General features: G+C 66.6%; 14 protein-coding genes. 2 read left to right on the forward strand and 12 right to left on the reverse strand.

Going from position 1 to position 14,041, the window contains the following annotated elements; genetic code table 11:
• Positions 1–57: 57 nt before the first annotated feature.
• The 6 genes from QRN11_RS22390 to QRN11_RS22415 are packed head-to-tail and all read right to left on the reverse strand — an operon-like array spanning position 58 to position 5,165.
• Entirely contained in the window at positions 58–759 is a 702-nt protein-coding gene (locus tag QRN11_RS22390) for a hypothetical protein (protein ID WP_285314547.1), read from the reverse strand.
• Complete coding sequence (locus QRN11_RS22395; protein WP_285314548.1) at positions 756–1,802, reverse strand: vWA domain-containing protein; 1,047 nt, start codon at positions 1,800–1,802, stop codon at positions 756–758. The genes QRN11_RS22390 and QRN11_RS22395 overlap by 4 nt, the downstream gene beginning before the upstream one ends.
• A complete protein-coding gene (locus tag QRN11_RS22400; RefSeq protein WP_285314549.1) occupies positions 1,799–2,830 on the reverse strand; it encodes a vWA domain-containing protein in 1,032 nt (343 codons plus the stop codon). Before QRN11_RS22400 ends, QRN11_RS22395 begins: the two co-directional genes overlap by 4 nt.
• A complete protein-coding gene (locus QRN11_RS22405) occupies positions 2,821–3,288 on the reverse strand; it encodes a hypothetical protein (protein WP_285314550.1) in 468 nt (155 codons plus the stop codon). Before QRN11_RS22405 ends, QRN11_RS22400 begins: the two co-directional genes overlap by 10 nt.
• Positions 3,278–4,150, reverse strand: a complete 873-nt coding sequence (locus QRN11_RS22410) for a DUF58 domain-containing protein (protein ID WP_285314551.1) — start codon at positions 4,148–4,150, stop codon at positions 3,278–3,280. Before QRN11_RS22410 ends, QRN11_RS22405 begins: the two co-directional genes overlap by 11 nt.
• Positions 4,151–4,157: 7 nt before the next feature.
• A complete protein-coding gene (locus tag QRN11_RS22415; protein ID WP_285314552.1) occupies positions 4,158–5,165 on the reverse strand; it encodes an AAA family ATPase in 1,008 nt (335 codons plus the stop codon).
• Positions 5,166–5,305: 140 nt separating this feature from the next.
• Between QRN11_RS22415 and QRN11_RS22420 the strand changes: the two genes are divergently transcribed.
• Positions 5,306–5,509, forward strand: a complete 204-nt coding sequence (locus QRN11_RS22420) for a hypothetical protein (RefSeq protein WP_091419676.1) — start codon at positions 5,306–5,308, stop codon at positions 5,507–5,509.
• A gap of 7 nt (positions 5,510–5,516) precedes the next feature.
• Here QRN11_RS22420 and QRN11_RS22425 read toward each other — a convergent pair whose 3' ends face one another.
• The 6 genes from QRN11_RS22425 to QRN11_RS22450 form a co-directional block, all read right to left on the reverse strand.
• Positions 5,517–6,398: a carbohydrate ABC transporter permease gene (locus QRN11_RS22425; RefSeq protein ID WP_502935068.1), complete on the reverse strand. Its 882-nt coding sequence runs from the start codon at positions 6,396–6,398 to the stop codon at positions 5,517–5,519.
• Positions 6,395–7,264 (reverse strand): carbohydrate ABC transporter permease, encoded by an 870-nt coding sequence (locus QRN11_RS22430; protein WP_142063144.1) that lies wholly within the window; start codon positions 7,262–7,264, stop codon positions 6,395–6,397. Before QRN11_RS22430 ends, QRN11_RS22425 begins: the two co-directional genes overlap by 4 nt.
• Before the next feature lie 15 nt (positions 7,265–7,279).
• The gene (locus QRN11_RS22435) at positions 7,280–8,632 is read right to left on the reverse strand and encodes an extracellular solute-binding protein (protein WP_502935070.1); all 1,353 of its coding nucleotides are present in this window, start codon (positions 8,630–8,632) and stop codon (positions 7,280–7,282) included.
• A gap of 111 nt (positions 8,633–8,743) precedes the next feature.
• Positions 8,744–9,946, reverse strand: coding sequence for an ROK family transcriptional regulator (locus QRN11_RS22440; protein WP_285314559.1), 1,203 nt, complete (start codon positions 9,944–9,946; stop codon positions 8,744–8,746).
• A gap of 168 nt (positions 9,947–10,114) precedes the next feature.
• A complete protein-coding gene (locus QRN11_RS22445) occupies positions 10,115–11,305 on the reverse strand; it encodes a class I SAM-dependent methyltransferase (RefSeq protein WP_285314554.1) in 1,191 nt (396 codons plus the stop codon).
• 53 nt (positions 11,306–11,358) lie between these two features.
• Positions 11,359–12,441, reverse strand: coding sequence for an FAD-dependent oxidoreductase (locus QRN11_RS22450; RefSeq protein ID WP_285314555.1), 1,083 nt, complete (start codon positions 12,439–12,441; stop codon positions 11,359–11,361).
• A gap of 67 nt (positions 12,442–12,508) precedes the next feature.
• On the opposite strand from QRN11_RS22450, the gene QRN11_RS22455 reads away from it, so the two are divergent.
• Positions 12,509–13,840 carry an SAM-dependent methyltransferase gene (locus QRN11_RS22455; RefSeq protein WP_285314556.1) on the forward strand — a complete coding sequence of 444 codons (1,332 nt, stop codon included), beginning with the start codon at positions 12,509–12,511 and terminating at the stop codon, positions 13,838–13,840.
• Positions 13,841–14,041 lie beyond the last annotated feature (201 nt).

Raw genomic sequence — 14,041 nt, forward strand, 5'->3', positions numbered from 1 at the left:
CGTTCGGCAACAGAATATTCTTCGCTCCGCTCCCCCTTTGCGCCTGCCGGCCGCTGGTCACCAGGGCCGGTCCACGCCAGCGGTGTCCTCAAGGTAGTCCGACCGTTCCCGTCCGTTGTTGCGTTCCCGCTGGGACTCCCGGGCGCTTTCCTGCAACTGCTGCAGCTGGTCCTGGCCGGGCGACTTGGCCTTCGGCTCGTCCGGGCCTCCCTCCTCCGCCGCGTTTTCCTGATCCTCGACGGACTCCTTGGCTGACTCGAGTTTTCCGTTCAGGCGTCCTTCCGCCTCCTTAAGCTTTTGGCCGGCATCAGCCGCCGCTCCCCCGGAAAAGCATCCCTCCGGGGCCGCGCCGGCGGCTTCCAATGCCTCGGTAAACAGGGCCGCGGCACCTGCCCTATCCTCCAGACGCAGCTTCTCGTCACCGAGCCGCTCGATGGCGAGGACAAGATTGAGCCGCACCGCGCAGGCATCCGGCGAGCCTGGCGGGGCAAAGTCCAGGGCTTCCTCGAAGCGCAACCGGGCAGCTCCAAAGTTGCCGGCGAGCGCCTGGGCGTCCCCGGCGGCGAAGGGGGCTTTGTGCGGCTCCACGATGTTTGCGGCCTGGAGCACCTCCGCAGCCATTCCGACGGCGGCCGCGTCCTTGGCTTCGAAGGCCTTCGCGGCGTGCCCCGCAAGCGGGTCGAGGCTGAGAAGTTTCGCCGCGACCAACAGCACCAGCAGAGCGGGAAGGGCCGACCACACCAGCAGGCGGCGCCTCATCGTGCCGTCTCCTTTGGCTGGCCGCCGTGTGCGGCAGGAAGGGGCATGGCCGCAGTCCGCACTTCGCGCAGCTCCCGTATGACGCCCATCGACTCGGCCAACCCCACCACGAAGGCACCCGCAGCGAAAAGCCAGTAGAACTCGATCCCGCCCCCAAGGGTGCCGTCTTGTTCCGTTCGTTCCAGGGCGCCGGCGCGCGCCTCCTGCAGCATGGCTGAGACCGGGTCCCCCGCTGACCGGTGCACATAGGGCACACCCAGCCGCGCAGCGACCTCCCGGAGCCTGTCCTCATCGATGGTGGACAGCGCATCCTTGGCGGCATCTCCGGTGCGGTCCTGGATGTAGGGGGCATCGTCGTCGGACTCCATCCCGGTGTTCTCCTTCATGCGTCCGCCGCCGGAGGTCCCGTACCCCAGCACCGCTCCCCCGGCCACCAAGTCCCCATCCAGCGCCATGGGCTCCGGTTCCTTGCCGCTGGTTTGCTCGCCGTCACCCAGGTAGAAGACAAGCCGGGGCCGCTCGGGGTGGCTGTCCCTGGCTGCGGACAGGCGTTCGGCGAGCACTTGGCGGGCGGCCGTGATGCTGCTGCCTTTGGCATAGGACGTGACCTGCGGCTGGAGGATCGAGGTAACGGTGTCCAGCGCTGACGTGTCGCTGGTCAGGGGCATCCGGACATGGGCCCCGGTGTCAAAGGTGATGACGGAAAAACGGGCACCCGGCAGTTCCCCGGCGATGGCCATGATGTCCTGGCGGACGCCGTCGAGGCGCGGTGCGGCATTGCCGTAGTCCTCGGCCACCATGCTGCTGGTGGTGTCCACCACAAAAAAGACGTTCAGGTCCGCAGCAGCGGCCTGGGCGGAGCCGCCGGGGATGCCTGGCCGGAATGCTGCTGCCAGCACGAACAGCACCAACAGGGCCCGCCGGATTCGTCCAGAGCTGCCGGGGCGCCTCCGTTCGCAAAGGATCCGCCAGCCCAGGAAGACCAGTGCGGCGGCGGTGAGGGGCAGGAGGAGCCACCACGGCAGGATCGGCTGCAGTGTCATGGCCGGAGCCGCCAGGAGGCAACAGCGAGGACAATCCCGGCCAGGAGCGCAACGGCCAAGGGAAGGTTGGGCAAGTCGGTGACCACGGCACGCGGCGCGCCCTCAAGGGTGGACTTCTCCGTTTCCTGCACAGCCCGCACAATGCCGGGCACTGCTTCCGGACTGTCCAGGGCGGAATAGGCTCCCCCACTGGACTCAGCGGCCGCACGCAATTGCGCGCCGGGCTGGTCAGCGTCGGTGCCGTAGTCAAAGTCCCCCGGATTCAGCGCATAAACACGGACTTCCCTTTCCTTCGCCATTCCGGCAGCTTCCTGCAGGGTCATGATGGGATCGCCCGAAACAAAGTTGTCCGTGGCCAGGATCACCGACCGCGAGCGCGGTTGCCGGCTGCCCTGCTGGCCAGCGTTCTGCTGGTTGCTGTTTTCCGGGTCCCGGGAGGGTGGAAAGCTGGTGATGCATGAGGCGAGGCCATCCCCGATCAGGGATGAACCGCGGCCGCTCCAGGTTCCGTCGAGGAAGCCGGACGTGCCGGGTTTGCCGTTGAAGGCGTCCCGTGCGAGCGCCAGCTGTTCCCTGGCGTACTCATAGTCGTCGGTGAGGGGAAAGACCTGGATGGCTGTGCTGTCGAAGATGGTGAGGCCGATCCTTTCGCCCTTGAAGTCCTCTGCCAGCCGGGCAAACACGTCCACCACCTCCGCGTCTGCGCTGCTCATGGATCCGGAAGCGTCCAGGCACAGGACGATGTCGCGGTTGTGCTGCTCCGGCCGGACCGTGTCCACATTCACAGGGCGTGCGGCGGCGAGCAGGGTTGACGCCAGCAGGACCCCGCAGGCAGTTGCCGCGACCACCAGCCAGCGGCGGTGCCGCCGCAGTGCGGCCTGGTATTCGGGCAGGCGGGTGAGCCTGTCCGCATGGGCTGCCGGCCGCCGTCGTGCGCTCGTGTTCCTGCCCGGGCGGCACGCCGCCCAAGCCGCGAGGCCTGCCACGGCCGCGCCCAGGGGAACCACCCACCAGAACATCAGCTCCATGAGCGCACCGCCTCGCGTGCCGCCGCGGCAGAGCTTGCGACGGCGGGCAGCGGCTCGGACCCGAACTCACCCGGGTACAGCGCGCCGACGGCCTTCGCGGCCGCGGGCAACGGATGGCTCGCGAGGTCGGCGTACGTCATTCTCGGCGCGTCCACCCCGGTGGCGTCGCGGACGAAGCGGCGCAGCAGGAGGCTGATCTGCTGGTGGGCAGCGCGGGCACTGATGTTTCCGGCGGCTGCCTCCCGTTCCGCGTCAGTAATCCGCTGCAGGTACGCCGATTGGAGTGCGGGCAGGTCGGTGAGCGATCCCGACCCGGCGGGTGTCCTGGGCCCGGGACGCCTGGTACTGGCGAAAACAAACGTGTACCAGGCGGCCAGCAGGAGCAGCAGGGCCAGCCCTGTCCACGTCCACAGCGGACTGTACGGCAGCGGGCCGAGGAATTCGGGATCAGCCTGCACGCCGGTGCCTTTCCAGGAGTGCGAACAGCTCCGTGATGACCTCCGGGCTCCCGCTGACCGAACCCCCGGTGATCCCTGCCTGGCACAGCATGTCAGTGCGTCCGGAGTCCCTGTCCGTCACTGCCTGGGCATATGCTGCAGCCACTCGCGGAGACCGGGCCAGGTGGCCCATCAGGGGCGAGGAATCGTGCACGCTGAACCACGGCGCCTCCGCCGTCAGATCCGCATCACGGACCGTCAGCCACAGGATCTCATGCTGCGCCCGGAGCCGGCGGAGCAGCCCTGACAGCGAGGGGGTGGCTAGCATTTCGTCCGCCACAACGAACAACAGGAACCTGCCCTTGACTGTGCGGGCCACATGCTCCAGCTGGTCCTCAAGCCGGCTGGCCGCGGAATCCATGGTGGCGTTGGCATGAACATGGCGCAGGAGCCGTTCGAGGTGCGCCTCTCCGCTTTTGGCCGGCAGGGATGTTGTCTTATGGGCGTCGCCGGCCACCAGTCCCACCACTTCGCCGTGGCGGTGGGCCAGGTACCCGATAACCCCCAGCGCCATGATGGCGATGTCCTTCTTGGTTTCCCCGCCGGCTGCTTCGGCTGCCATGTTGCGCCCGGTATCGGTGATGAGCAGGACTGTCTGCCGCCGGACGGCCACGTACCTCCTGATCAATGGGGACCCGTGGCGGGCTGTTGCCTTCCAGTCGATATCGCGCACCTCGTCTCCCGGGACATAGGCGCGGAGGTCATCAAAGTCCAGGCTGCGGCCGCGGAAAACAGAACCGTATTCGCCGTCGAGCATGCCGCGGGCCTTGCGGTGGGCAAAGATGGCCATCTTCGACTTCACCCGGTGAAGGAGGCTGGTCATGGCCGGCTCAGGGCGTCTGGACGGCGGCGACCACGGCGTCGATGACCGTTTCCACCGGCACCTGCTCAGCCACTGCCTCAAAATTCAGGATGAGGCGGTGCCGCAGGACGCGGTGGGCCAGCGATTTCACATCTTCCGGGATCACATGGTCCCGGCCCTGCAGGAGCGCCACTGCGCGTGCCGCCTGGCTGAAGGCGATGCTGGCGCGCGGACTGGCACCGAACTCGATGAAGCCGGCAAGCCGCGGATCAATGTACTGCTGCGCGTTCCGGGTGACGTAGACCAGCCCCACGATGTAGTTGATAACTGCAGGATCAACATAGATCCGCTTCACCACGTCCTGGACCCGCGCCACCGCCTCAAGGGACGCCGCGGCCGCCGGCTTCTGCTCGTCGGTGAACACTCCGGCGTCGAGCCGGCGGATGATCTCGGCCTCCTCGGCAGGCGACGGATAATCCAGGACGTCCTTGAGCATAAAGCGGTCCATCTGGGCTTCCGGAAGCTGGTAGGTGCCTTCCTGCTCGATCGGGTTCTGGGTGGCCAGGACCAGGAACGGGGACGGCAGTCGATACTCCTCCCCGCCGATGGACGTCTGCCGTTCCTGCATGGCCTCCAGCATGGCGCTCTGGGTCTTGGCGCTGGAGCGGTTGATCTCGTCCAGCAGCACGATGTTGGCGTGCACCGGGCCCAGCTGTGTGACGAACGTTCCCTTGGCGGCGTCGTAGATCTGCGTCCCCACAATGTCACTGGGCAGCAGGTCCGGAGTGCACTGGATCCGCCGGAACTCCGCGCTGATGGCTTCGGCGACGGTCTGGGCAGCCGTGGTTTTGGCCAGGCCCGGAACGCTTTCCAGCAGGATATGGCCGCCGGTGAGCAGGCCCACCAGCAGTGATTCCCGCAGCCGCGATTGCCCCACCATCTTCGCGTCGAAGCTCCTGGAAATGTTGGCTGCAACCTGTTGTGCCCGTGCCAGCTCCGCCGGTTCGATCCTTGCCGAAGAGCTGGTTTGAAGCACTGCGATTCCCCCTGATGGCTGTGTTTGGGCGTCCGGTACGGCCGGACCGCACTCCGCCGCCATCCTATCCAAGACGGATCCGCGGGTTCGGGCAATGGGGACCACTCCCCATGGGGGCTCCCCAGGTCTATTCTTTTGACATGAGCGAGCTTCCAGCCAGTTACAAGGAGTTTCTCGCCGACAAAAGCGAGATGTTCATCAACACCGTCAAGCCTGTCCTGCAGCAGTCAGCCGCGGACAGGCTCCATGGAGTCCGGGTTGTCTACAACCCAGGCTCAACCGGCCACCAGGCACACCTTGACGACAGCATCCCCTTCGGGGTGGTTGTCGAGGATATCGACTAGCGGGCGGCTAACCCCGCACCGCGCCGGACAAGGCAAATGAGCTCCCGGCACCCTTGGAGACAATGACGTACAGGGCCAGCACCGGCAGCGAGTACAGGATGGAGAAGGCGGCGAGCTGGCCGTAGGCAACTGCGCCATGCTGTCCGAAGAAGCTGAAGATGGATACCGCCGCTGGCTGCTTCGCCTCGGACAGGAGCAGCACAAACGGGACGAAGAAGTTTCCCCAGGCCTGGATGAACACAAAAATGAACACCACGCCGAGTCCCTGGCGCATCAGCGGCAGGACGATGGTGCGCAGCGCGGTCATCCTGGACGCGCCGTCCACCCATGCCGCCTCCTCGAGGGACACCGGCACTCCGTCCATGAAGTTCCGGGTCATCCAGATGGCCATCGGCAGGGCGGTGGCGGCCATAAACAGCATGGTGGCCGGCATCGAGTCCAACAATTCCAGCTGGACGAAAAGTCCGTAGACCGGCACCATGATGGCTGTGATGGGAAGGCAGGTCCCCAGGAGCACCGCGTACATAAACGGCGTGTTGAACCGGGACCGGTAGCGGGACAGTGGATACGCGGCCAGCACAGCAGCGGCGAGCGTGGCCGTGGCCGTCCCTGCGGAAAGGAGCAGGCTGTTCCACAACGGCTGCAACAGCAGCCCCGGCGTCATCACCGCGGCGAAATTTTCCAGGGTGAGGGCGGATGGAGCTCTTGTCTCGTGGCCTGCCTCCGCGTCGAAGGACGCCAGGACCAGCCACAGCAGGGGCAGCACAAAACAGGCACCGAGGACCAGCAGGGCCACATCTGCGGGACTGACACGGCTGTTCCCGGGCCTGCGCGGGCGGGGGGCCTTTTCGAAGAGGGCAGTTCCGGATGCCCGTACGGGTGCGGTCAACGCTTCCCCTCCCTCAGCAGCCGGATGTACCCCACACCGAACACCGCACCGATGAGAAGCAGCACCGAAGCCACCGCAGTGCCGTACCCGATGTCACCGAATTTGAAGGCCTCCTGGTAGGCAAGGACCGGGAGGGTAGTGCTGGCGTTGGCCGGGCCGCCGGCGGTCATGACCCAGATCAGGGTGAACACGGCAAGCGTCTGCAAGGTGACCAGCATCAGGTTGGTGGCGATGCTGCCCCGGATCATGGGCAAGGTGATGAAAGCCAGCCGCTTCCAGCCGCCGGCGCCGTCCATCTGGGCGGCCTCGGCCACTTCCGTGGGAATGTCGTTCAGGGCCGCCCGGTACACCAGCATGGAAAAGGCCGTTCCCCGCCAGATATTCGCCAGCACCACGGCCGCCATCGGCCACGAATAGAGCCAGTCCGGCTGCCCCATTCCCAGGCCGCCCAGCAACTGGTTCAGGGTGCCGTCCCGGCTGAAGTAGGCGTAGGCGGCGAAGGCCGCCACGATCTCGGGCAGCACCCAGGCAGCCACTACCGCCGTGCCCACAGCTGCGGACACGGCCCGGCGTGCGCGCCGCATCAGCACCGCGAGGGCCAGCCCCAGCAGGTTCTGGCCCAGGACAGCAGAAGCCCCAACGAACAGGACTGTCAGCCACAGCGAGAGGGGAAACACCGGATCCAGCAGCAGCCGCTGGTAGTTCTCCAGCCCCACCCATTCGGGGTTGCGCGCATTCCTGCCCGTCAGCCCGGTATTGGTAAAGGACGCCTGGAAGGCCCAAAACACCGGACCGGCCAGGAACACCAGCAAAAGCAGCAGGGCAGGCAGGACGGGCAGGTAGCGCAGCAGCCCGCGTCCCCCCATTCGGGCCGGCACCGGCTACTTCCGGACGGTCTTGTCGCCGCCCACGATGTCCGCCACGGCGGCGTCGTAGTCTGCGGCCGCCTGGTCGGGCGACTTGGCACCGGTGATCACACCCTCCGTCGCCTCCTGGACGGCGGCAGAGATCCGGGGGTAGTCGGAAGTGGCCGGGCGGTAGCGGGTGACTGAGACGAGTCCGGAGACGTCCTTCACGAACGGGTTGGCCCCCTGGTAGCCGGAGTCCTCAGCGACGTCGCTTCGAACCGCGATCTGGGAACTGTCCAGCGTGAATTTCAGCGAGTTGTCCCGGTTGAGCGCCGTGCTCAGGAATTTGAAGGCTAGGTCCGGTTCTTTGGTCCCTGCTCCGATGGCCAGCGTCCAGCCCCCGGACATGCTCACCGCACCCGGCTCGCCGCCGTCCTGCGTGGGGAACGGGGCAACCGCCATGTCCTGTGCGTAGCCGGGCCATTCGTAACTGCCGCCGTCCTGCCAGAACGACGGCGCGTAGGAGCCTTCCACGGTGGCGCCCAGTTTTCCGTCCGGGAACCATTCGCCGAACACCTTTTTCCAGATGTTCGCATCGAGGGCTTCGGCCGGCGTCACTGCGAGCCCTTCGTCATAGAGGGTCTTGAGGAAGCCCAGCGAATCCTTGAAGCCGGCGGATCCCACCACCCATTTTTTGGACTCCTCGTCGTAGAGGGTGGAGCCGGTGCCGTAGAGCAGTTCGTAGAACCCCTGCATGACGGTGCCTTCGCCGCTGCCTTTCCCGGCGTACATGTTGAACGGGACCACCGAGGGGTCGTCCGCTTTGATCTTCCGCGCCGTATCCAGGATGTCCTGCCAGTTGCGGGGCTGCCACGGAAGGCTGATGCCCGCGGCTTCGAAGACCTTTTTGTTGTACCAGATGGCCCGGGTGTCGGTGCCCAGGGGCACCGCGTATGTGCCGCCGTCGTCCGCACGCCCTGCCGCCTTGGCGCCGTCGTCGAACTTTTCCCAGTCCGCCCAGCCATCAAGGTGGCTGTCCAGCTTCAGGAGGTAGCCGGCGTCGACGTCGGAGCGGACCTTGAACGTGTCCTCGTAGAAGACGTCCGGTGCGGTGGACGGCGATCTCAAGGCAAGGGCCAGCTTGGTGCCGTAATCGTCGTCGTTGCCCTGGATGGGCTGCAGCTCGACGGTGACTCCCTGGTTGGCCGCCTCGAACTCCTTCTTGGCGGCCTGGAACATTGTTTCCAGCGCGGTGAAGGAGTCAGTTTTCTGGTAGACCACTTTCAGGGTCTTGGAGCCGTCATCGGGGGCCGCGGGCGTACACGCGGTGAGGAGGAACAGTGCGGAAGCGATGAGGGACAGGGTCTTCAGGGCCGGGCGACGCATCATGCTCCATTCAATCGAAGGCTGCGGACCCCTTTTGTCAGCGGGCCCCAGCCGCGGCAATACGCAAATGCTAGATGGGAGTCCTGCCCCGGACAAGGGCGGGCAGCCCCCTCAGCTCTCCAGGAGCAGTCTTTGGGCCCTCGGCGCGAGCGTATGTTCCAGAACGAGGGAGGCGGCACCGATGGCGCCCACGTCTTCGCCCACCCCGGTGCCCACCACCTCGATGGGATGGATCAGCCGGGTGTCACTGTTGGCATCCAGCAGGGCCGGTATCTTCTCAAGGTAGCGTTCGGCCAGGCGGCTCCAGAACGGTCCGCCAAACACCACCCGCTCCACATCCAGCGTGTTGGTCACCACGGAGGCTGCCCGTGCCACCAGCACTGCGGACTTGTCGATGATGGCGATGGCATGTTCATTTCCCGCGTCGGCCAGGTCGCACAGCGCAGAGAAGCTCTGCTGGATCTCGGCGCCACTGTTGCCCGAGCGGGAGCCGTCCAGGATGCCGGCAGCCTCGGCCTCGGCCACCAGGACCTGCGGGATGCACGAGGATTTGACGCAGCCCCGCAGGCCGCAGTCGCACGGCGGGCCGTCCGGGTCCACCACGATATGGCCGATCTCCCCGGCGTTGCCGGACGTGCCCCGGACCACCTCGTCATTAAGCACGATTCCACAGCCGATGCCGGTGCCCATGTACATAAAAATGAAGCTGCCCGCTCCGCTGGGGCCGCCGGCCCAGGTTTCGGCCACGGCCGCGCTGGTGACGTCCTTGTCCATGAGGACGGAGTATCCGGTGGCCTGGGACAGGGCGTTGCGCAGTTCCACCCGGTCCCAGCCGGGAAGGAGCGGCGGGTCCACCACTGTCCCGTTGTCCAGGTCGATGGGGCCCGGTGCCGCCACACCGAGGCCTGCAATCCTGTCCCGGTCCACGCCTGAGTCCTCCACGAGCTGGGCGATTTCGGCGGCGATGGTGGAAATAACGGCCGAAGGATCGTTGCCGCCGGGTGTCTTGATGCGGGAGTGCTGCACCACCGCACCCACCAGGTCCAGGACCACGAAGGTGGTCACGGCGGGGTCCAGGTGGACGCCGACTGCGTACATCCCGCGGGGGTTGAGGCGGAGGATGGTGCGGGGCTTTCCGGGGCCGCTGCCTTCCTTGCCGGCTTCGACAATAAGGTTCTGGTCCAGGAGGCGGCGGGAGATGTTCGAGATGGTCTGCGGCGAGAGTCCCACGATCTGGGCGAGTTCCACCCTGCTCAGTCCGCCCGAGGACCTGCGGATGGCGTCGAGGATCACAGTGAGGTTGAAGTCGCCCATCCGGGGCAGGTTCGTGCCGCGCCTCGGTGAGGATTGGCGGATCTCAGTCACGGCGTCCCCTTCGTCTTCGGCACAAAGTTACTGATGTCTGAATCGTACGTTACGCGCCGGCACAGACCCACCGGAACGGCCGACGGCGCGGCACATTGTGTGGGAAAGCGCAGCGGGTTACGGCCCGGGGCGCTCCGCTGCCGCGGCAATGGCTCCGGCAGGGTCATTGGTGCCCCGGCGGGTGCTCAGGGTCACCGTGAATTTAGGGTTCCGGCCCAACACCCGTGTGGGTCCGATGTGGCGCTCAAGTGCGGGAACGTAGGCCAGGTGGCGGTTGTAGACGGTCCAGAGCTCACCGCCCGGGGCGAGTACCCGGCCGGCTGCTTCGATGAGCTTCAGTCCCGCTCCGGCATGGACGCCGGCACCGACATGGAACGGTGGATTCAGGAGGATCAGGTCCGCGCTGGCGTCGGCCAGTGTGGCCATCGCATCATCCTGCAGGACGTGGACCTGTTCCGCCAGGCCGTTCGCGCTGGCCGTGGCCCGTGCGGATGCCACGGCTGCGGCTGACTGGTCCGTGGCGGTCACGGTTGAGCCCGGGTGCTGCCGGGCATACATCGCGGCAAGGATGCCGGTGCCGCAGCCAAGGTCGATGGCGTGCCGCGCGGGCCGCATGGAGGGCAGGAATGTCAGCAGGAACCTGGTGCCGATGTCCAGCTTTGGGCCGGCGAAGACCGCGCCGTGGGCAGCGACGTCGAGGTCGATTTCGGCGAGGTGTTCGACGACGGGGAAGCGCGCTGGCTCCCCCGTCCTGCGTGGACCGCTGGCCATGATGACCCGCGATTTCTGCCGAGCCAGCTGCGGGGCGACCGAGCTGAAGTGGCGTTCCAGGACCGCATTCATCCCCAGCGACATGTGCTTCACGCGGCCGCCGGCCAGGAGCACCACGTCCGGCGCGGCGTACCGTGCCACCGCGTCGGCGATCTGGTCCAGCTCGGCAAGGGTCTTGGGCAGTTGCAGCAGGACAATGCCGGCCCCATCAAGCAGTTCCGGGCCCAGGGGCAGCTGGGTGAAGCCGGCTTCCCCATCAGCGAACACCTCGGCTGCGTTCAGTCGCAGTGCCTGCTCCCCGGTGATGAGGTCCTGGTGCACGCTCACGGTTCCGGGATCAAGCACCGCCAGTGCGCCAAGGGTCAGGGCACCGTAGCGGTCGCCGATCACTGCCATGCTGGTTCCCGGCTGCATCCGTTCGGCTGCCGTGCCGAGCAGCAGGCGGTCGGTCGCATCCCAGGCCTGCAGGTTGGGTGCTTCCACGTCCGGCCTGCGGCGGAGCTTCGGAAGGACGTCGTCGAGACTCTTTACTGCCACCGGGTTTCCTGCCGTCTTTCCTGTATGCCATACCCCGCCCGGCTTCCGGACGGTCAGCCCCAATTTACCGTCTCTGCCCGGGGGCGGATCCCCGGCAGCTTCAGGATCGCCGATACTGCGGCGCGTCCGGCCCGGTTGGCACCGATGGTGGATGACGACGGGCCGTAGCCCACCAGATGGACGCGCGGCTCTCCCGCCACCTGGGTCCCGTCCATCGCGATCCCGCCGCCGGGCCCGCGGAGGTGCAGCGGGGCCAGGTGTTCAAGTTCCGCCCGGAAGCCGGTGGCCCACAAAATCACATCTGCCGCCAGGTGGCCCCCGTTGGCCAGCCGGACGCCGTCGGGCTCAATGGAAGTGAACATGGGCTGCCGGTTGAGCGCACCCCGCGCAGCAGCGGCCCGAAGGGACGGCGTCCAGATCAGGCCTGTCACTGACACCACACTCTGCGGCGGCAGGCCTTGGCGCACACGGTCCTCCACGAGGGCGACGGCATCGTGCCCGGCCTTCGCATCGAACTCAGCGTCCCGCCATACGGGCTCCCGCCGGGTGAACCAGCTGGTGGTGGTGACGAGCGAAATCTCGTCCAGGAGGCCGACGGCTGAGATCCCGCCGCCCACCACGATCACGTGTTTTCCCGCGAATTCTTCGGCGGAAACATAGTCGGCCACATGCAGTTGCCTGCCCCGGAACGTTGACTGCCCGGGATAGATGGGCCAGAAGGGCCGGGTCCAGGTACCGGTGGCGTTGATCAGCGCTGCCGCGCTCCAGTCCCCGCGGGACGTGCTGACCAGCAGCCTGCCGGCCGGGTCGTCGTCCTCACGGCTGACGGAGCTGACCTTGACCGGACGCAGGACCTGAAGTCCCAGCTCCTGCTCATAGTCGCGGAAGTAGCGCGTAAGGAATTCCGAGCTTGGTTCCTTGGGGTCGACTGCCGGCTTGGCGATGCCCGGCAGGTCGCTGATGCCGTTGACAGTTGCCATCCGCAGGCTCTTCCACCGGTGCCGCCACGCACCGCCCGGACCCTCCTCGGCGTCGAGCACTGCAAACTCCAGCCCCCGGCGCTGGAGATGGAACGCGGCGGAAAGCCCGGCCTGGCCCGCGCCAATAACAACAACGTCGGCGCGGGGAGAATTCACCCACCCATGATAGTCGCGCGGGCTGTCCCTCCCTTAGTGTTGGCCCAAGGACACAGGGAGGACGGCCATGACCACCAAAAGAGGAAACGCAGATCGGCTCGCAAGGGCCCTCGCCATTGTGCTGGGGACCCGGGACATCCCGCTCCGGCTCCGCGCGTGGGACGGCTCGGAGGCTGGACCGGAAGGGGCGCCGGTCCTCGAATTCCGGTCCCGCCGCGCGTTGCGGCGCATCCTGTGGTCCCCCGGCCAGCTGGGCCTCAGCCGCGCCTACGTGTCCGGTGATATTGATGCTCCGGGGGATATCTTCGCCGCCTTTACTGCGCTGAGTTCGGCGGGCAAGTTTGCCGAGCCCGGGCCGTTCAAGCCGCTCACCCCGGGTGAACTGTGGACCCTGTTCGGTATGGCGGTGAGGCTGGGTGCGCTTGGCCCCAACCCTGCTCCCCCGGCCGAAGAGGCGCGGGTGGCAAAGAAGGGCCGGATCCACTCGCGGCGGCGTGATTCAGCCGCCATCTCCCACCACTATGACGTGGGCAACGACTTCTATTCAATGGTGCTGGGCCCTTCCATGGTGTATTCCTGCGCAGTCTGGCCCGATGCCACGCCGTCCGAGGCTGTGGAAGGACAGGAGCCCGCCGGCTCGAGCCTAGCCAACGGCTTGGACGCCGCTCAGGAAGCCAAACTGGACCTGGTGTGCCGCAAGCTGGGGCTGACAGCAGGCATGCGGGTTCTGGACGTTGGCTGTGGCTGGGGCAGTTTCGCCCTGCATGCGGCCGGCAAGTACGGCGCCACCGTAGTGGGTGTGACGCTGTCCAATGAGCAGGCCATCCTGGCCCGCAAGCGCGCAGCCGACGCCGGCCTCACAGGAAGCGTGGACATCCGCGTGAAGGATTACCGGGATGTTGATGACGGGCCGTTTGATGCGATCAGTTCCATCGGCATGTCCGAGCATGTGGGCCGGGCGGAGATGCCCCGGTATACGGCGGCATTGTTCAACCTCCTGCGCCCGGGCGGCCGGTTGCTGAACCACGCTATTTCATGGAACGCCGGTCCAACCGACCCGGACCCGGATTCCTTTATCCCCCGCTATGTTTTCCCCGACGGGGAGATGATCAGCCTCGGCGAGATGTCCCTGGCCCTGGAATCTGCGGGTTTCGAGATCCTGGACGTTGAGGCGCTGCGCAGACACTACGCTCTTACCCTCCGGGCATGGGTCAGCAGACTGGAGGAACACTGGGACGAGGCGGTGAAGCTGACCAGCCTGGGCCGCGCCCGGGTATGGCGGCTGTACATGGCCTCCAGTGCCCTGGGTTTTGAAAACGGGCTGACGGGCGTGAACCAGGTCCTGGTCCAGCGGCCGGGCGGAAACCCGCCGCCGCTGCGCCGCGCGGATTGGATCTAGGAGGCAGTCAGCCCGGGATTCAGAGGCCTGTTCGCGGATCCGAACCTTCAAGGCAGGGATCTGCGAACAAGCCGGGGAGGGCCTGAGGGACGCGACTTCTCGGGTTAACGAAAAAGGAACCACCCGCGAGGGTGGTTCCTTTTACCGGTGGAGCTGAGGGGACTCGAACCCCTGACCCCCTGCATGCCATGCAGGTGCGCT

Source organism: Pseudarthrobacter sp. fls2-241-R2A-168, from assembly GCF_030209335.1.
Taxonomy (GTDB): domain Bacteria; phylum Actinomycetota; class Actinomycetes; order Actinomycetales; family Micrococcaceae; genus Arthrobacter.